Here is an 18,514-nt window from a genome sequence, read left to right as displayed (position 1 = left end):
TCGTATTGACGAATTTGGGACTGCTGGAAATACGAAACTATGCCGGTTTACTACGATGAATTGAGAAATTCCAACCACGCCGGCTTTTCGCAAAAAAGTGCAAGGCATCTACCTGCGGTTTTAGTTCAACAAATTTCGGAGTGGTCGCGGTTGAGCGATTCGTCGTAGTAAACCGTCATAGTTTTGGCGGAGGCATTCAGGTTTGTGGGCGGTAAACCAAAGATTGTCCCTTTTGACTAGTCGTTTAAGAACGTCCTCAATGACTAAGTTGCAGGTGGTTGCGGTTGTGTTACACTAACGCTGCGTATATGACGCAAATATCTCGATACAGATCAATGATGTCCGTCGGTATTTGACGGAGCTAGACTGTTTAGCCGCCCTGAAGGTTTATGCAGGGAGCATGTGATCACAGGGCTTGAAAAGAAAGTTGAGCAAACACTGTGTCTGATCAACAGCAAGAAAACGAAATAACGACGACGCAAGCCGCTCCCGCTGCACCGGTTGCGTCGGACCAGGTCGCGGCGCCCGCGCAAGCCTCGGCTCCTGAGACGCCTAAGGCTGCTTCGACGCCTACGCCTGTAGCGGCTGAGAAGGCCGTGTCTGCAACTGGTGAGGAGGCTGCTCCGGCAAAGCCCAAGCGTACGCGCCGCGCGGCCAAGCCTGCCGATGACGGCGAGGAGGTCACCAAGCCCAAGCGCCGTAGCACGCGCACGACGCGCGCCAAGCGTACCGTTGCAGCTGACTCCTCGGCGCCGATTTCCGATGAGGTCGCGCAGGCACGTGCGTTGGCGCAGATTAGCGAGGCTCAGGTGGTGCGCGCCCGCCGTCGTGCTGCCGAGCGTGAGGCCGCGGCTCTGACCGAGCTTGCAGCTCCGTTTGTGCCCGAGACGCCTGCCGCCACCGAGACCCCTGTCGCCGACCAGCCAACCGAGAAGCCGGTACCGCGCACACGCCGTCGCACGGCTGCTAAGGCCGAGCAGGTTGCCGATCAGGTAACCCCCGAGCTCGCTGAGGCTTCGGTCCGTTCCGCGGCAGGGGAGGGCACATCGCCTGTTGAGCCCGCTGCGCCTGTCGAGGCCAGCGAAGTTCCCGTTGTCGATCCGGCTTTGCGCCCGCACCGTCGCGGTCGCAAGCCCAAGGCTTTCGTCGAGGCCGAGAAGGCCGCAGCCGCAGCCGCCGCCGCTCGGGATGCTGCGGCGACCGCCGAGCCTGCAACCGCTGCCGACGCGCCCGTCCAGGATGCTACGACTTCCGAGGCCGTTTCTGCCGATGTCGAGCCCGCCGACGTCCGTCCTGGTCGCAGCCATCGTACTGCTGCTAAGCGCACGTCCAAGGCCAAGGCTGCCAAGAAGGGTGCGTCCGAGGTTTCCGCCGAGACGACCGCCGATGCATCGACTGATGCCGCCGAGCCCCAAGACGTCGAACAGTCTGCGTCCGAGAAGCCCAAGCGCGGTCGCAAGAAGTCCGCTAAGGCCAAGGCCGTCGAGCAGCATGCCGAGGCCGAGCCGCAGGGCGATTCCAATGCCGAGGCCAGCGATGATGCTTCGGCTAACGAAGACGCCTCCGCAACCGATGGCACCGCCCCCGTCGAGACCGAAGAGAGCGCTCGCCCCAACCGCCGTCAGCACAAGCGCAACGACGAGCGTAATGACCGCAACGAGCGCAAGGACGAGCGTAACAACGATCGCCGCAACCGTCAGCGCGACCGCAAGCAGCGCAATAAGGAGCGCAATGCCGCTCCCACCGAGCCCACGCTTTCGCGCGAGGAGCTCGCGGCCATGAAGGTCGCCGAGCTGCGCGAGAAGGCCAAGGAGTTCGAGATTGAGACGACCGGCAAGAAGAAAGCCGAGCTCGTCGAGGAGATCTACGTCACCGCCGCGAAGGCCGAGGGCTTCCGCGACATCAAGGGCATCCTGCAGATTCGTCCGGACAGCTCCGGTATCATCCATGCCCATGGCTACATGAAGTCCAACGACGACGCCTTCGTGCCCGCCTACCTCATCCGCTCCGCGCGTCTGCGCACGGGCGACGTCATCGAGGGCTCGCTTCGTCCTTCGCGCGGCGGCGACAAGCGCGCCGGCCTCGCCAAAATCACGACCGTCAACGGTCTAGACCCCGAGCAGATTCGCAACCGCCCCAAGTTCGGTGACCTCACCCCGGTCTATCCCAACGAGCCGCTGCGCATGGAGCATGGCAAGGATTCCATTACCGGTCGCGCCATCGACATCGTGTCGCCGATCGGCAAGGGTCAGCGTGGCTTGATCGTGTCCCCGCCCAAGGCCGGCAAGACCACAATCCTCAAGAAGATCTGCCAGTCTATCTCGATTAACAACCCCGAGGTGCACCTCATCTGCCTGCTCGTCGACGAGCGCCCCGAAGAGGTTACCGATATGCAGCGTTCCATCAAGGGCGAGGTTGTGGCGTCGACCTTCGATATGCCCGCCGACAACCACACTCGTGTGGCAGAGCTCGTCATCGAGCGCGCCAAGCGCATCGTGGAGCTGGGCGGCGATGTCGTGGTGGTGCTCGACTCCATCACGCGTCTTGCCCGCGCCTACAACTTGGCGGCGCCCGCCTCAGGCCGCATCCTTTCGGGCGGCGTCGATTCGGCGGCACTGTATCCGCCCAAGCGCTTCCTGGGCGCAGCCCGCAATATCGAGAACGGTGGCTCGCTCACCATCCTGGCCTCTGCCCTCATCGACACCGGCTCCAAGATGGACGAGGTCATCTTTGAGGAGTTCAAGGGCACCGGCAACATGGAGCTCAAGCTCGACCGCGACCTGGCCGACCGCCGCATCTTCCCGGCTATCGACCCCGTTGCCTCCGGTACGCGTAACGAGGACCTGTTGGTTGACGAGCAGATGCGTCCGTTTGTCTTTGGCCTGCGTCGCATTCTTGCCGGCATGAACAACACCGAGCGCGCAGCTGCGTCGTTTATCAAGGGTCTTAAGGGCACCAACACCAACCAGGAGTTCCTGGTGCGTTCGGCCAAAAAGCACAGCGACTACGAGCAGACGTTCTAAGTCGTCAACCGCACGCGGCGTTATTGCCGGCGCGATGAAGGGTCGGGGCTTGCGCCTCGGCCCTTTTTATATCGCCACTCGGCGCCAGTTATCGACCATAAGACTGGCAAGCAGCAGGTTTCCCGTTTCAATCCGACATCGTCGCTTGCAATCGACAGGGCGGTTTCGCATAATAGCTTTTAAGCTTCGCGACGGAAAACGCAGATGAAACGAACCATATACCGTTGCTTTGGGGCATAGCCCCGCTTCATCTTCTCTCGCGCAGCCAACTGAATGATGCGATTTGGGTGCTGGAAGATGGGGAGAGCTCATGGCTTCTTCTGATGCAACACAACGAGCAGTCCTTGCCGGACTTTCGTGCGGGATCGGCCTTGCCGCTCCCGTGGTTATGTATGCCGCGACGCTGCCGTTTTCGTCTGTGAACGAGACGGTCGTGGCGGGTGCGGTTCCCTTCGCCGTGGGCGCGGTGGCGGGCGTGGGCATCTATGCCGCCTCGCTGGGTATCTCCGAGTATCGTGCGCAGCGTGAAGAGCGTCTGTTCCAGCCCGATGCCATGGGCGGTGCCGCCAATCTCAATCAGCATCAAAGCGAGTTCAAGACCGCCTCGATTCCAGCTCAGCAGCAGGATGCGACTCCTTACGCTGCGGCTTCTGATTCTCAGGCTCAGGCGGAGCAGTCTACCTCGGCATTCCTTTCCGGCCTGACTGGTGCGTTCCAGCGCCGTCATGCCGATGATGGTGTCCCTACCATCGCTCGAGCCGCAGATGCTATGGACGAGGACGAGGCTTGGTCCATGATCGACAGTATGCTTGACGACGATTCGCCGGTGAGCTGCGACCCTGCACACTCGCGCGACGTCTATCAAGTCGCCATCGACGAGCTCACCAACGGCGGGCAGACCGGCTCCTTCAATCGCGACGACATCGCCGCCGCGGCACGCGCCGTGTCTGGCTCCCAGGCCGCCCCTGCGGGCAGCACGGCGGCTTTCGTGGCACTCGTCGCCAACGCGGCAGCCAATAACGCCTACAGCGCTACCTCGGCGGACGCGAACGCTTCTGCCGACAATTCGTACGTTGATGAAGCCATGGCCGCGGACGAGGAGGCCGTTGCCGCCCGCCGTGCCGCCGAAAGCTCGCTGTGGGGCGCTCCTGCCCAGCAGCAGGCGGCTGAGGCTGCGCCGTACAATGTAAACCTCGCCAGCATGCCTATCATCTCCGGTGCCGCGGATATCGATTTCGATGACCTCGATGAGCCTGCAGCCATCACCGCATCGATTGATGCCCAAGATCGCATCGACACCGGCGACCTTCCGGATGCCTCACTCGAGGTTGATGTCCCCATGGCTGATTACTCGGGCCACGAGGACATGTGGGCCGCCGCCACCGCGATTCTGGATGAGATTGACGAGCCTGCTCCTGTTGCAGCCCCCGCTCCCGTCGCTGCCCCTCAGCCTGCTGCCCCCGCCTATGTCGGCCGTCACAGCGCTGTGTTCCCCGAGGATACTGCCCGTATCTCGCGCGAGAGCATCGAGCGGGCCGAGGCTATTGCCGCCGGCATTATGGAAAACCGTCGTCACGAGCGCGTCAATCAGATCCTCGAGGAGGAGATCGAGCGCCTGCAGTCCTCTACCGCCAAGCGTACGGGCCGTGCCTACCTGAGCGTTATCGAGGGCGGTACCGCCAGCTTCGCGCCGCTCCGCGCGGAGGCATAACTTCTGCATGGTTAAGATCAATCGAAAATGGGCGGTCGTGACCTGCCTGATGGCGCTCTTGATCTGGGGCAATTCGCTGGTTCCCGGCTCGGGGTCGGGCTCGCTGAGCCTAACGGTCATGGAAGCTATCCGCGGTTTCCTGCACGGCGTGGGACTTCCATATGAATGGGTGACCAACTTTGTTGTTCGCAAGTGCGCGCATTTTACCGAGTATATGGTGCTCGGCATCCTGGCAACGCACGCCTTTGATTTTGAGGGCCGGCGCACCTTTGACGTGCTGCTGCCCACGGCGGTGTTCCTGCTGCTGATTCCCTCGATCGACGAGACGATTCAGCTCTTTGTGCCGGGACGCGCTGGCATGATCACCGATGTGATGATCGACTGCTGTGGAGCGGCAACGGGCGTTGTGCTCCGATATCTACTACGATCGCTCATATGTGCCAAAAAGGCCGCCTAGGACGTATGTTTGGTCCTAGGCGGCCTTTTTTATTAGAGGGCTTATATGGGGCGTGGTGGCGTCGTTCCGTAGGTCGGATTTGCCGGGCGCGCCACGCCCTGTGGGTGCGTCTGCTACTGAAGCGCCTGTGCGCCCAGGGCCAGGCAACCCATAATGCCCTGCTTGCCCTCGAGGCTGTTGTTGACGATGTAGTTATCGATGTCGTTGACCTCGGGCGTGACGATATAGCCGTTGAGCATTTCGGCGCACTTCTTGCGCGCGAGCGGCACGATGGGGGTGTGGTCGGCCACGCCGCCGCCGATGATGATCTTTTGCGGCGCGTAGCACAGCGTGTAGGTCATGAGCGCCTGTGCCAGATAGCCGGCGAGCAGGTCCATGGCCTCCGGGTCATCGGCCATGTCTCCAGCGCTCTTGCCATCCCAGCGCTTTTTAACGCCGGGGCCGGCGATGAGGCCCTCTAGGCAGTTGTCGTGGAAGGGGCAGGCGCTGTGCTCGCCAATGGTGTCGCGCGGGTCGCGCGTGACCAGGATGTGGCCGGCCTCGGGATGCATCATGCCGTGTACGAGCTTACCGCCCGAGAGCACGCCGGCGCCCACGCCGGTGCCGATGGTCAGATACACAACGTCAGTGAGGCCCTGGGCGCAACCAAAGGTGACCTCGCCCAGGCAGGCGACGTTGACGTCGGTGTCGTAGCCGCAGGGGATATTGAGCTCGTTTTGGATAGTGCCCAGCAGGTCAAAGTAGCGCCATGCCGTTTTGGGCGTCTCCAGGATCTTGCCGTATTGGGGCGAGGCAGGGTTGACTGCGGTGGGGCCAAAGGCGCCGATGCCCAGCGCGGCGATGCCCTTGTCGGCAAACCATGCATTGACGGCCTCAACGGTCTCCTGCGGGGTCGTGGTCGCGATCTGCTCACGCTCCAGGACCGTACCGTCTGCATAGCCCGTGGCGCAGACCATCTTGGTGCCGCCGGCCTCGAGCGCTCCGATAAGCTGCTGTTCTGCCATAGTATTCCTCTCTCTGGGACGAGTTGCTCCGTGACTAAAGTATAGGGCTCTAAAACATTTAAGAAAGCGCTATAAAAAGAAGCCTCGCAACGTGGCGGGCGGTGCGGGGCTTCTTTAGTTACTTTAGTTGCCGGGCCGTTCTTACCCGCGCGGCTTGATTTTATCACGTAGCGACTTGAGGTTCTCCAGTGCCGCGTTAAGCGTCTCGTCCCGCTTGGCAAAGTGGAAACGAATCAGATGGTTGACGGGCTCGCGGAAGAAGCTCGAGCCGGGCACGGCGCCCACGCCCACCTTGGATGCGAGGTCCTCGCAGAATTCGAGGTCGCTGTCATAGCCAAACTCAGAGATGTCCATCATGACGTAGTAGGCGCCCTGCGGCACGTTATGCTCAAGACCGATGCTATCGAGCCCCTGGCAGAACAGGTCGCGTTTGGCGGTGTAGAGGTCGAGGACCTCATCGTAATAGCTGTCGTCGAAGTTGAGGGCGGTGACAACGGCTTCCTGCAGGGGAGCGGCGGCACCTACGGTGAGAAAGTCGTGGACCTTCTTGATGCGCTCGGTGATCTGGGCCGGGGCAATGGTGTAGCCCAGGCGCCAGCCAGTAATGGAGTAGGTCTTAGACAGCGAGCTGCAGCTGATGGTGCGCTCGAACATGCCAGGCAGCGTGGCCATGTAGACGTGCTCATGGGGTGCGTAGACGATGTGCTCGTATACTTCGTCGGTGATGCAGTAGGCGTCGTACTTTTTGCAGAGGTCGGCGATAAAGGTGAGTTCCTCGCGCGTAAAGACCTTGCCGCAGGGGTTGGAAGGGTTGCACAGGACGATGGCCTTGGGGTCGTTGTCGCGGAAGGCTGCCTCGAGCGTCTCGCGGTCAAAGTCGAATGTGGGCGGGTTGAGCGGCGCATAGATGGGCTCGGCACCCGAGAGAATGGTGTCAGCGCCGTAGTTCTCGTAGAACGGCGAGAAGATGACGACCTTGTCTCCGGGGTTCGTAACCGTCATCATGGCGGCCATCATGGCCTCGGTGGAGCCGCAGGTGACCACGATATTCTGGTTGGGGTCGATCGGCATGCCCATAAAGTGCTCCTGTTTGGCGGCGAGCGCCTCGCGCATGGCCTGGGAGCCCCAGGTAATGGAGTACTGGTGGTAGAGCGGCTTGGGGTCGGCGGCGATGGTGCTCAGGCTGTTGAGCAGCTGCGCCGGAGGATCGAAGTCGGGGAAGCCCTGCGAGAGATTGACGGCATCGTACTTATTGGAGATGCGTGTCATGCGGCGGATGACCGAATCGGTAAATGTTGCCGTGCGGTTGGAGAGTTCTTTCATGCCGGTCCTTTCGAGGATTTGCAGTGGGGCAAGTTTACTCCTATGGAACCGGTGGGAATTGCTCGAAACGCGCTCGAAAAACTCTTTTCAAAATTCTTGAAAATTGGGGCTTGCATCGCGTGGCGTTCCTTGCAATAATAGTCGAGCGCGAAGCGCACAGGACACGGTGGGTGTAGCTCAGTTGGCTAGAGCGACGGGTTGTGGTCCCGTAGGTCGAGGGTTCGAGTCCCTTTACCCACCCCAGTTCTTGCTTCGTGTTGATATCGGGTCGTTAGCTCAGTTGGTAGAGCAGGGGACTCTTAATCCCAAGGTCCAGGGTTCGACCCCCTGACGGCCCACCACACGATATCTCCTCTAAAGTCCGCCACAACGGACTTTAGCTTTGGGTCGTTAGCTCAGTTGGTAGAGCAGGGGACTCTTAATCCCAAGGTCCAGGGTTCGAACCCCTGACGGCCCACCAAAGCATTGTAAAGCGACTAGCTTCGGCTGGTCGCTTTTTTGTTGACCTTGCATGGGGTCGAACCCGTCGGGGCGCGGAGCTGAGGAAATGCGTAAGCATTTACCAGCGCAGCGCGCAAGGCGCAAAGCGCCGTAGCGGCCGCCTGCAAAGCAGGCTGACCCCCTGACGGCCCACCCAAAGATCGTTAAAGCGACTGGCTTAGGCTGGTCGTTTTTTTGTTAACCTCGCATGGGGTCGAACCCGAAAGGGCGCGGCCGCTTTCACAGATTGAGTCTACCCTGGGGATCGGTGAAACCGTCAGTACCCTCCTTGAGTTTCTTCTCGTCTGCCTTCACGCGACGCTCGAGCTTTTTTGTATCCTCGGCAGGCGGTAGGTTCTCGGGAACAATTCCGCGGTCGATGAGGCTGCCACGCACGCTCGTGTTGTTCTCGACGTGTTCTTGTTTGATCTGGTCCAGACCGTACAAGTCGTGTTCCTCGGCGTTGAAGGCCGTCATCGAGTTCGTGAGGTCCTTTGCTTTGATGAGAACATCGGCTAGCTTGTCCGCCAATGCAGCACTCTTGGACACACCAAGCTGCCGCTTCATGTCCGCCGTGCTTCTGCCGCCGAATAACGCCTCATCGCCCTTCGACTTGATGATCGCGAATCCTTTGGAGTCCACGCCTCGTTTGAACGCAATGCCCGAGAGCTGTTTCTCTGAATCGGATAGCGAGTGGCACGCCTGCAAGCGCTGAATCTCTGCGAAGCGCTGCTCTATGAGCTCCTGACGGCGTGTCTGCACGGCGAAGTACGCCTGTGCGAGTGCGATTTCGGGCTTGTTTGGGTCTCCGTTTTGGGCGATTAAATAGCATGCGTAGCGCGTCAGCTTGTAGTCTTTTACGGCTCGTTTGGCGATGCCGGCATCTACCATTTTGCTGGCCTCAGCAAAATGGGCGGCAACAGGCATTTTATTGGTGTCACACGATGCCATGGATCTCTTAACTGCAGTCTCAAAATTACGCCATTGGGTGTATCCGAGGGGTTCCATTAAATCGCGTGCGAGCCAATACTCAACGCCGTCTTCTACATGGGCGTAGCTGTCAAGTTCGACACGCCATTTCTCGATATCCCTGCTGTCCATATCTCTTCCTTTCTGTTCGTTTGTCTACGTGGACTATGTCGACTCCGTATTCAGAATGAGTATATTTGCCCGTGCGGACACGAATGGGCCCTGTGTCGCTTTGAGTTCACGGGACCCATTAATATCGAGAAGTTGTGTTCTGCTCTGGAGGGGTGCTCGGCTTAGTCCGCTCGATAGTGCGAACCCAGGCTTTCGGTCCGCTTGCGCATGGCTTTGACCATTTCCTGTGCTAGTTGAATCTGCGATTGCAGGCGGGCGAGGGCAGCGATTTCGCTGTCGTTGGCATGTGGCTTATTTAGAGCCGTGGCTTCGTCTTGCAGGCTTTCAAGCTGTTGCAGGGCCTCGGATAGGCCTGTTTCGGTCCTGTTGATCATGCAAAAGGTGCTCATCGTGTGCCTAAGGCTGTGTGTCAGGCGTTCGGCATCTGTTGCGGCAATGCCGTACTGGGGGAGGGTGATATCCGCCTTCAGGGCCGCCTCAGGCTCTTTCTGCGCTGCAAGGGCTGCCGATGCGCCCGCGATACGTCCGAATACGATGCCGTTGGCGCTTGACAAGCCACCAATGCGGTCGGCGCCGTGCATGCCGCCTGTCGCCTCGCCGCAAGCGTAGAGGCCCTCAACGCCCGTGTGCGCGGTCTTATCGATCTTGATGCCGCCGTTAGCGGCGTGGGCATACATCGCAACGCGCATCTCGTCGGTCGGCGCGATGCCGTGCTCGTCTTGCAGCCAGGTGGCAAAGGTCTGCACAAACTCTGGGACATCCTCGCGGGGGAAGTCGTAGTGGAGTGCCAGGCCTTCGACACCTGCCTGATCGATGACGAGATCGATAGCGCGGGAGGCCAAGCGTGACGTGAAGGGACCATATCCAGAGCGCTGCTCGAGCAGGTCGTCCAGCTTGTCGTCGGCAATATCTACCGGCTGGTCTACGTGCACGTAGCGCCAGGTTTTCTCATTGAAGACCAAGTTACGCCTGGGCTCGATGAAGCCGGGCATCATCTGCATGAACTCTATATTAGTAAGTGTTGCGCCGTGCGCCAGCGCGATGGCCTGCGAGGAACTGAGCACATCAGCCGACGTAAGGCTGCGCTCGAACAGGCCGCCTGTGCCACCGGCTGCGATGACCGTGGCCTTGGCAGCAAAGGGCACGATTCGATTTTCGGTAAGGTCGTAGAGTACGGTTCCGGTTATTCTGCCGTTCGTGTCCTCAACAAGGTCGATAAGCTCATGGCGGGGGAGCAGGCGAATGCCGAGCGACTCGATCCAGGTCGTCAGAGCGTCCTCAAGGGGCTTGCGGGTGAGGCCGCGCCACATGCGCGTCTTGTGGTCAAAGCAGGGGATAAATTGCTTTTGTTGAGCACTCTTGGCGCTTTGCGGACGCTGGAGCTCAACGCCCAGGTCTTGCTCGAGCCAGTCAATCGCTTGGGGAATGCCGTGGACGAACGCTTGGACGAGTTCGGGGTCGGCAACGCCGCCGCCGACGGCCAGGATGGTGTCGATGAGGTCCTGCTCGTCGTCTTCGTTAACGGGTCCGATAAGCCCTAGGCCCCAGGTTCCGGGGAAGAAGCTCGATCCACTCATAGTCTTGCCGGCGCTTGCCACAGTGACGGTTGCACCCGTGCGTGCCGCTTCGATGGCGGCGCAAAGGCCCGCAATGCCAGATCCAATTACCAGTACATCAGTCAATTCCATCGGATTCCTTTCTCGTCCGGCGCATTGTCGCACGGGTGATCGGCAATGGGGCCGCAAAGACTCGGCAAATCGGTAAAGGGCAAATATGGCAGGTGGGCGTCATGGACGCTCTGACGCTCCATCTCATCACATCTTGTATTTCGCCCCAACTGATATATCGGCATTAGCTACCCTGCGACAGCGCAAACAAAAAGAGCCGCTACCTGGGTGGGTAGCGGCTCCAAAGCTCAACTATATGAGCATCGCGCGGGCGCGATTAGGCCTTGAGGGCCTCCTCGACGGCGACAGCGCAGGCGACGGTGGCACCGACCATGGGGTTGTTGCCCATGCCGATGAGACCCATCATGTCAACGTGCGCAGGCACGGAGGAAGAACCGGCGAACTGGGCGTCGGAGTGCATACGGCCCATGGTGTCGGTCATGCCGTAAGAGGCAGGGCCGGCGCCCATGTTGTCCGGGTGCAGGGTACGACCAGTGCCGCCACCAGAAGCGACGGAGAAGTACTTCTTGCCAGCCTCGAGGCGCTCCTTCTTGTAGGTGCCAGCGACGGGGTGCTGGAAGCGCGTGGGGTTGGTGGAGTTACCGGTGATCGAGATGTCGACGTTCTCGTGCCACATGATGGCAACGCCCTCGCGGACGTCGTCGGCGCCGTAGCAGTTGACGGCGGCGCGGGGACCATCGGAGTAGGGGATGGTCTCGACGACCTTGAGCTCGCCCGTGAAGTAGTCGAACTGGGTCTTCACGTAGGTGAAGCCGTTGATGCGGGCGATGATCTGAGCAGCGTCCTTGCCCAGACCGTTGAGGATGACGCGCAGCGGCTTCTTGCGAGCCTTGTTGGCGTTTAGAGCCAGGCCGATAGCACCCTCAGCGGCAGCGAAGGACTCGTGACCGGCCAGGAAGGCGAAGCACTCGGTGTCGTCGGAGAGCAGCATAGCGCCCAGGTTGCCGTGGCCCAGACCGACCTTGCGGTCCTCGGCGACGGAGCCGGGAACGGTGAAGGCCTGGATGCCCTCGCCGATGATGGCGGCAGCCTCAGAAGCGGACTTGGCGCCACGCTTGACAGCGAGAGCGCAACCGAGGGTGTAGGCCCACTCGGCGTTCTGGAAGGCGATGGACTGGGTGTTGTTGACGATCTCACGCGGGTTGAAGCCCTTGTCGGTGCAGATCTGCAGAGCTTCCTCGAGGGAGGCGATGCCGTTGTCGGCGAGGCACTTGTTGATCTTGTCAGCGCGGCGCTCGTAACCTTCGAACGTAACAGTCATAGTTATTTCCCTCCCTTTCTACTCGTGAACCGGGAACACGCTGGCGACGGAGTGAGTCTCCTCGTCGGTGCGCGGGTCGATGTACTTGGCAGCGTTCTCCCACTGACCATAGTGGCCCATAGCGCCAGCGATGGCCTCCTCGGGGGTCTTGCCGGCCTTGACGGCGTCGGTGAACTTGCCGAGGTTCAGGAACTCGAATGCGATGATCTCGTTCTTGTCGTTGAGAGCCATGCGGGTGACGTAGCCCTGAGCGAGCTCGAGGTAACGAGCGCCCTTGGCCTTGGTGCCGAACATGGTGCCGACCTGAGAGCGAAGGCCCTTGCCGAGGTCGTCGAGGGAGGCGCCCACGGGCAGGCCGCCCTCGGAGAACGCGGTCTGGCTGCGGCCGTAAACGATCTGCAGGAAGATCTCGCGCATAGCAACGTTGATGGCGTCGCAGACGAGGTCGGTGTTGAGGGCCTCGAGGATGGTCTTACCGGGAAGGATCTCGGAAGCCATGGCGGCAGAGTGGGTCATACCCGAGCAGCCGATGGTCTCAACGAGGGCCTCCTCGATGATGCCGTCCTTGACGTTCAGCGTGAGCTTGCAGGCGCCCTGCTGAGGTGCGCACCAACCCACACCGTGCGTAAGACCGGAGATGTCGGAAATCTCCTTAGCCTGGACCCACTTGCCCTCCTCGGGGATGGGTGCGGGGCCGTGGTATGCACCCTTGGCAACGGGGCACATGTTCTCCACTTCCTGTGAGTACTGCATGCCTCTCCTCTCTATCGTGTTGGCGTCCCGTCTGGGGGCCGTGGCTGGCGATTGCCGGGCGACCCTTCGAAAGGGACATGACATGCAGCCCCTATAATACCGCGAAATGCACGGAATATTCGGCGAACGGCTCAGTTTTCGTAGCGAGATGCGCGGAACTTTCAATTGAAACGGTTTAACTCTATATTCTGTGGTCGTGCACTTCCGTAGAGGGGGTCCGTCTTGGGCAAGCTTTTGGTCAGCTTTTGTAAGCGTTGCAGGGGTTGACCTGTTGCAACGGTGCCGTTCGCCGCCTGTTTACTGCCTTTGGCCGCGCGAGCGAATTGTTTTGCGTGAATGTTTTGATGGCACGCTTCAATCGTGCTGTATTGGATGGCAAGCAGATCCCGGCGAAGGGAGCGCCATGCAGCGCGTTTGGAGAACGGTTACCGGCTTTTACCATGTCTGTGCCCGCGGTACGGGCAAGCAGCTCATCTTTGAGGGCGATGAAGACCGGTGGGAGTTCTTGGAGCTGATGCGTGAGTGCTGCCGCAAGGCGGGCGTGACGGTTATCGCCTGGTGCCTTATGGGCAATCACGTGCGTCTGGTGCTTGCAGATTACGAGGACGCGATGAGCGCGGCGATGCACCGGCTGCTTTTGACGTACGCGCGGCGGTTCAATAAACGCACGGGGCGCACAGGGCATCTGTTCCAGAACCGTTTTGACCGGCGCTCGCTCGATACCGACTGGCAGGTGATGGAGGCTATTCGCTCCGTTCACGCCGATCCGCAGGAGGCGGGCATCAGTCTCATTGAGCGTTATCCCTGGAGCAGCTTTCCGGAGCATTTGTGCGCTTACGACGGTGACGCGGCCGATGTCGCGAGGGGATTTTCTGATCCTTCTTGCGTGCTTGAGCTTTTTGGTTCTGCCGAGGGCTTTATTGCCTATTCGCTTTCGACGCCCGACGGCGGCGAACCGGCGCTGCGCGATATGAAAGAGACAGAGTGGGAACGCCACGCCTTTGCCGACAAGTTGGCGAAGAGCCTCGGGGCTCCGCTCCATGGGGTTAAAGACGCACCGCCTGCGCAGCGCGATACCGTTATTTTTGGATTGCACGATGCCGGTTTTACGGTGCGCCAGATTGAGCGGTATACCGGGATTGGCAAAAGTACCGTCTCTCGTATCGTGCGCGCTTATGCGCGGGTGAAGGCACAGACTGAGCTCTCGGAATAGAAAATGGCCGAACCACTCTTGTCAAGCGATTCGGCCAACAAAAATCTTAAGATTTGGGACAAGTACTACTGATTATTTTGCCCCTCGAGCATGCCGTCGAGGGTGCGCCAGGCGAGCTCGGCGCATTTGACGCGGGCGGGCATGTGCGAGATGTCCTGGAGCTGGGCGGCCTCGTCCAGGTCTTCCAGGTCCTCCTCGGAGAGCTGCTCGCCGCGGATCATGGCGAGGAAGAGCTCTGCCAGGCGGTGAGCTTCCTCGACGGTCTCGCCGGTGATGAGGTCGGCCATGATGTCGGCACTGGCCTGACTGATGGCGCAGCCGTGGCCGGTAAAGGAGGCCTCCTCGATCACGCCGTTCTCGACGCGCAGCTGCAAGGTGAGCTCGTCGCCGCAGCTGGGGTTGATGCCGTCGTGCTCGTGCGTGGGAGCATCCATCTCGTACTTATAGTCGGGGTGCGAGTTGTGCTCCATAAATGTGGTGGAGGTGTACAGATTACCCATTGAACGTGCTCCAAACGTGATGTAGGCCGGCGATGAACTTGTCGATGTCGGCCTTGTCGTTGTAGAAGGCCACGCTGGCGCGGCAGCAGGCGAGGTTCTCGACGCCCAGCCAGGTGAGCAGCGGCTGTGCACAGTGGTGGCCGGCGCGAATGCAGACGCCGTCCATGTCCATGATGCTCGCGACGTCGTGCGGGTGGATGCCCTTGACGTTAAAGCTTACAACGCCGTGGTGGTTGTCCCAATAGATGGAGCCGATGATCTGGACAAAGTCGAGCTGCATGAGCTCGCCCATCAGGTAGTGGACGAGTGCCTGCTCGCGGGCCTGGATGTTCTCGTAACCCACCGTGTTGACCAGGTAATCAAGGGCGGCGCCCGTGGCGAAGATGCCGGCGGCGTCCTGCGTGCCGGCCTCGAACTTCTCGGGGACGGGCGCCCAGACGGCTTCCTGCTCGGTGACAGAGTCGATCATTTCGCCGCCGGTGAGCATGGGCGGCATGGCGTTGAGCAGGTCCATCTTGCCCCACAGCACGCCGATGCCCATGGGGCCCATGGCCTTGTGCGCGCTAAAGGCAAAGAAATCGGCGCCCAGATCGGCCACATCGACCGGCATGTGCGGCAGCGACTGCGCGCCGTCGACGACCAGATAGCCGCCGTACTTGTGCACGAGCTTGCCGAGATTCTTGACCGGGTTCTCGACGCCCAGCACGTTAGACACCTGACCCACGGCCAAGATTTTGGTCTTGGGGCCCACCTTGGACAGAACCTCCTCGGTGGTGAGTTGACCGGTCTTGGTGGGGTAGAGGTAGACGAGCTTGGCGCCGGTCTCGCGGCAGACCTGCTGCCACGGAATCAGGTTGGAGTGGTGCTCCATGATGGTGATGACGACCTCGTCACCGGGCTCGAGCACCGTGGGTGCAAAGCTCTTGGCGACCAGGTTGAGCGACTCGCTCGTGTTGCGGGTGAAGACGACCTCGTTGGCCTGTGAGGCGCCGATGAGGTCGGCGATCTGCTGGCGGACCTTCGCGATGGCGTCGGTTGCCTCGACGGACAGCGAGTACAGGCCGCGCAGGGGGTTGGCGTTCATGCGCTGATAGAAGTCGCGCTCGGCGTCGAGCACACAGGCAGGGCGCTGCGCGGTGGCGGCGCTATCGAGGAAGGCGATCTCGGGGTGCTGCTGGAAGAGCGGGAACTGCGCCTTGTAGGGGTTGGTCTCGATGTCTACGGTGGGCCAGCCGCGCGAAGCCTCGTCGCTGGCGTCGAGCTCCATGGGCTCGGGGGCAGTGCAGGTATCGCATTTAACGTGCTCGGTGTCGATCATGCGAGCTCCTCTTCAAAGTTGTCGATCAGGTTGTTGCCCAAGCGGACGACGGCGGCGCGGGTGCGCTCGTCGGTCGCGGAAAGCGCGGCGTCCTCCAGCTTGGCGCGGATGAACAGGTCCTCGGCGGCATTTTGGTCAAGGCCGCGGCAGGCGAGATAGAACAGCTGCTCGTCGCGGACGTGGCCGATGGTGGCTCCGTGGTTGCCGGCGACGTCGTCCTCGTCGCAGAGAATGACGGGAACGGTCTTGTTGTCGACGCCCTTGTTGGCCAAAAGCACCGTCTCGCGCTCGGTGCCGGTTGCACCCTTGCAACCGTGCACGAGGTCGATGGTGCCGCGGTAGACCTTCTTGGACGTGCCGGTCAGCACGCCGTTGGCGTCGATCTCGCACTCGGTCTTGCGACCGCGGTGGCGCAGCTCGTAGTTAAAGTCGCGCACCTGCTCGCGGGCGCCCAGGTAGTCAGTATCGATGGTGACCTTGGCGGTATCGCCCAGCAGGTCGCCGGCAAGGCCGGTGGCGCTGGCGCCGGCACCCAGGACGGTGTGCTGCACGTTGACGCGCGCGCCCTCGTCCAGGAACAGGCCGGTGTCGTCGAGCGCGATCCAGCTATCGTCGAGCGTCTGCGTGCAGGTCACGTTGACGGTGGCGTACTCATGGGCGCACACGCGTAGCACGGATCCCACGACGCCTTGGCCGGCAACGGGGGAGTCCAGGGCAATAAGCAGATCGAACGTCGACTGGGGACGGGCGACGACGTCGATGGCGGCGATGGCCGCGGCTGCATCGACACCGCTCACGCGCACGGTAACCGTGGCGTGCTTGTATGCGGGCACATCGATGACGATGCGCTTGGTGGCGTGCTCGGCCAAGTAGGCGTAGGCAGCCTCGCCCATGCCGGTCTCGAAGGCTTCAGCAGGGGAGAGCTCCTCCTCGAGCTTGATGGCACCGGCCTGGTAGACAGAGGTGGCGGGCACGTCAAGCTCGGTCTCGGGCGTGATGCGGGCGCGGTCGGCGGCGTCGCCGGGGGCGGAGGCGCGCCGCTCGGGGAAGCGCTCGGCCATGGCGTCCATGGCGGCGTCGAACGCGTCTGCCACGCCAGCAAACTGCTCGTCCAAGCCCTCAACCTCAATGGTCTCGGCGGGAGCGGCAGCAAGCTCGTCAGAGAGCTCGAGCTTGGTCTGATTCATCTTCAGCCAGCCCCATGTGGCAGCCGGCATCGCATTGACCTGCTCAAGGGTGGTAGCAGCGGTGTTCGTGGTCTGATTCATTATCCGATCGCTCCTTCCATCTCGAGCTTGATCAGGTTGTTCATCTCGACGGCGTACTCCAGCGGCAACTCCTTGGAGACCGGGTTGGCAAAGCCGTTGACGATCATGGTGCGGGCCTCTTCCTCCGAGATGCCGCGGCTCATCAGGTAGAACACCTTGTCGTCGCCGATGCGGCCGATGGTGGCCTCGTGGCCGATGTCGACGTTCTTGGCGCGGATGTCCATGGCGGGGATAGTGTCGGAGCGGCTCTGGTCGTCGAGCATCAGTGACTGGCAGCTCACGGTTGCCTTGGAGCCCTCGGCCTTGGGCGTGGCCACGATGGAGCTGCGGAACGTCTGAATGCCGCCGCTCTTGGAGATGCCCTTGGTCTCGACCGTTGCCGAGGTCTCGGGCGCGTTGAGCACGACCTTGCAGCCGGTGTCGAGGTTCTGACCGGCGCCGGCAAAGGTGATGCCGGTAAAGCTCGAGCGGGCGCGGCGGCCATTGAGCACGCTCATGGGGTAGAGGTAGCCCACGTGGCTGCCGAAGGAGCCACTGATCCACTCGATGTCGCCGTCCTCGTCCACGCGCGCACGCTTGGTGTTGAGGTTGTACATGTTCTTGGACCAGTTTTCGATGGTCGAGTAGCGCAGGTGCGCACGCTTGCCCACAAAGAGTTCGACGGCGCCGGCGTGGAGGTTGGCCACGTTGTACTTGGGCGCGGAGCAGCCCTCGATAAAGTGCAGGTCGGCGTCGTCTTCGACAATGATGAGCGTGTGCTCAAACTGGCCGGCGCCCTTGGCGTTGAGGCGGAAGTAGCTCTGCAGCGGAAAATCGAGCTTGGTGCCCTTGGGCACGTAGACAAAAGAGCCGCCCGACCACACGGCGCCGTGCAGGGCCGCAAACTTGTGGTCGGTGGGCGGGATGAGCGTCATAAACTTCTCGTGGATGAGCGGCTCCCACTGCGGATCGTGCAGGGCCTCCTCGATGCCGGAGTAGACGATGCCCATCTTGGACGCCGTGTCCTGCATGTTGTGGTAGACCAGCTCGGAGTCGTACTGCGCGCCAACGCCCGCCAGGTAGCTGCGCTCGGCCTCGGGGATGCCCAGGCGCTCAAAGGTGTTCTTGATGTCGTCGGGCACCGACTCCCAGTCGTGCTTTTGGTCGGTGTTGGGCTTGACGTAGGTGACGATGTTGTCCATGTCCAGGCCCTCGATGGAGGGACCCCACGTCGGGTCGGGGAAGCGGTTGAAGATCTCGAGGGACTTGAGGCGCAGGTCGAGCATCCACTGCGGCTCGTCCTTCTTGGCGCTGATCTCGCGCACGATGTCGGGCGTGATGCCGGCGTCGAGGCGCTCGAATCCCTCCTCGCCATAGGTGAAGTCGTAGAGGCTGCGGTCGATGTCCGCGACCTCGGTGCGGTTCTTGGTCATTG

The 18,514-nt window shown here is 61.3% G+C and carries 14 protein-coding genes and 3 tRNA genes; 7 read left to right on the top strand and 10 right to left on the bottom strand.

Features of this window, described 5'->3' with window-relative positions; genetic code table 11:
• Window positions 1–440 precede the first annotated feature (440 nt).
• The 3 genes from rho to AAAX32_RS04390 all read left to right on the top strand — a co-directional run bounded on the left by rho (window position 441) and on the right by AAAX32_RS04390 (window position 5,191).
• Window positions 441–3,023: a transcription termination factor Rho gene (gene rho, locus AAAX32_RS04400; RefSeq protein ID WP_349100097.1), complete on the top strand. Its 2,583-nt coding sequence runs from the start codon at window positions 441–443 to the stop codon at window positions 3,021–3,023.
• Window positions 3,024–3,333: 310 nt separating this feature from the next.
• Window positions 3,334–4,734, top strand: coding sequence for a hypothetical protein (locus AAAX32_RS04395; RefSeq protein ID WP_148332256.1), 1,401 nt, complete (start codon window positions 3,334–3,336; stop codon window positions 4,732–4,734).
• Window positions 4,735–4,741: 7 nt separating this feature from the next.
• Window positions 4,742–5,191: a VanZ family protein gene (locus AAAX32_RS04390; RefSeq protein WP_346978810.1), complete on the top strand. Its 450-nt coding sequence runs from the start codon at window positions 4,742–4,744 to the stop codon at window positions 5,189–5,191.
• Between the two features lie 113 nt (window positions 5,192–5,304).
• On the opposite strand, the gene AAAX32_RS04385 is transcribed toward AAAX32_RS04390, so the two are convergent.
• Together AAAX32_RS04385 and AAAX32_RS04380 are read right to left on the bottom strand one after the other, a co-directional pair.
• Complete coding sequence (locus AAAX32_RS04385; RefSeq protein WP_271731010.1) at window positions 5,305–6,195, bottom strand: ROK family protein; 891 nt, start codon at window positions 6,193–6,195, stop codon at window positions 5,305–5,307.
• 141 nt (window positions 6,196–6,336) lie between these two features.
• The gene (locus AAAX32_RS04380) at window positions 6,337–7,518 is read right to left on the bottom strand and encodes an aminotransferase class I/II-fold pyridoxal phosphate-dependent enzyme (RefSeq protein ID WP_349100096.1); all 1,182 of its coding nucleotides are present in this window, start codon (window positions 7,516–7,518) and stop codon (window positions 6,337–6,339) included.
• 166 nt (window positions 7,519–7,684) lie between these two features.
• Between AAAX32_RS04380 and AAAX32_RS04375 the strand changes: the two genes are divergently transcribed.
• From AAAX32_RS04375 to AAAX32_RS04365, 3 genes are all read left to right on the top strand, one after another.
• Window positions 7,685–7,761: transfer RNA gene (locus AAAX32_RS04375), tRNA-His, on the top strand.
• Window positions 7,762–7,783: 22 nt separating this feature from the next.
• Window positions 7,784–7,859: transfer RNA gene (locus AAAX32_RS04370), tRNA-Lys, on the top strand.
• A 43-nt stretch (window positions 7,860–7,902) separates the two neighbouring features.
• Window positions 7,903–7,978 (top strand) — tRNA-Lys (locus tag AAAX32_RS04365).
• A 260-nt stretch (window positions 7,979–8,238) separates the two neighbouring features.
• Here the strand turns inward: AAAX32_RS04365 and dinD are convergent.
• From dinD to AAAX32_RS04345, 4 genes are all read right to left on the bottom strand, one after another.
• Window positions 8,239–9,099: a DNA damage-inducible protein D gene (gene dinD, locus AAAX32_RS04360; protein WP_138112793.1), complete on the bottom strand. Its 861-nt coding sequence runs from the start codon at window positions 9,097–9,099 to the stop codon at window positions 8,239–8,241.
• A gap of 161 nt (window positions 9,100–9,260) precedes the next feature.
• On the bottom strand, window positions 9,261–10,787 hold the full coding sequence (locus tag AAAX32_RS04355; protein WP_349100095.1) for an FAD-binding protein: 1,527 nt from the start codon (window positions 10,785–10,787) through the stop codon (window positions 9,261–9,263).
• Window positions 10,788–11,043: 256 nt separating this feature from the next.
• Window positions 11,044–12,048 carry a GGGtGRT protein gene (locus AAAX32_RS04350; RefSeq protein WP_006235553.1) on the bottom strand — a complete coding sequence of 335 codons (1,005 nt, stop codon included), beginning with the start codon at window positions 12,046–12,048 and terminating at the stop codon, window positions 11,044–11,046.
• Between the two features lie 18 nt (window positions 12,049–12,066).
• On the bottom strand, window positions 12,067–12,801 hold the full coding sequence (locus AAAX32_RS04345) for a nitrogen-fixing protein NifU (RefSeq protein WP_006235554.1): 735 nt from the start codon (window positions 12,799–12,801) through the stop codon (window positions 12,067–12,069).
• Between the two features lie 403 nt (window positions 12,802–13,204).
• Here AAAX32_RS04345 and AAAX32_RS04340 point away from each other — a divergent pair, with 403 nt between their 5' ends.
• Window positions 13,205–14,014 (top strand): transposase, encoded by an 810-nt coding sequence (locus tag AAAX32_RS04340; protein WP_349100094.1) that lies wholly within the window; start codon window positions 13,205–13,207, stop codon window positions 14,012–14,014.
• A 65-nt stretch (window positions 14,015–14,079) separates the two neighbouring features.
• On the opposite strand, the gene sufU is transcribed toward AAAX32_RS04340, so the two are convergent.
• From sufU to sufB, 4 genes are read right to left on the bottom strand one after another with little or no spacing between them, the layout of a single operon-like run.
• Window positions 14,080–14,514, bottom strand: coding sequence for a Fe-S cluster assembly sulfur transfer protein SufU (gene sufU, locus AAAX32_RS04335; protein WP_055286548.1), 435 nt, complete (start codon window positions 14,512–14,514; stop codon window positions 14,080–14,082).
• Window positions 14,507–15,832, bottom strand: a complete 1,326-nt coding sequence (locus AAAX32_RS04330; RefSeq protein ID WP_230318691.1) for a SufS family cysteine desulfurase — start codon at window positions 15,830–15,832, stop codon at window positions 14,507–14,509. Before AAAX32_RS04330 ends, sufU begins: the two co-directional genes overlap by 8 nt.
• Window positions 15,829–17,100: a SufD family Fe-S cluster assembly protein gene (locus AAAX32_RS04325; protein WP_343000587.1), complete on the bottom strand. Its 1,272-nt coding sequence runs from the start codon at window positions 17,098–17,100 to the stop codon at window positions 15,829–15,831. Before AAAX32_RS04325 ends, AAAX32_RS04330 begins: the two co-directional genes overlap by 4 nt.
• Window positions 17,100–18,512 (bottom strand): Fe-S cluster assembly protein SufB, encoded by a 1,413-nt coding sequence (gene sufB / locus AAAX32_RS04320; RefSeq protein WP_022094821.1) that lies wholly within the window; start codon window positions 18,510–18,512, stop codon window positions 17,100–17,102. Before sufB ends, AAAX32_RS04325 begins: the two co-directional genes overlap by 1 nt.
• Window positions 18,513–18,514: the final 2 nt, after the last annotated feature.

It is taken from the genome of Collinsella sp. CLA-ER-H3 (genome assembly GCF_040092425.1).
Classification (GTDB): Bacteria; Actinomycetota; Coriobacteriia; order Coriobacteriales; family Coriobacteriaceae; genus Collinsella.
The sequence above is the reverse complement of the archived record's forward strand: the minus strand, read 5'-3'. Positions and strand labels throughout refer to the sequence as shown.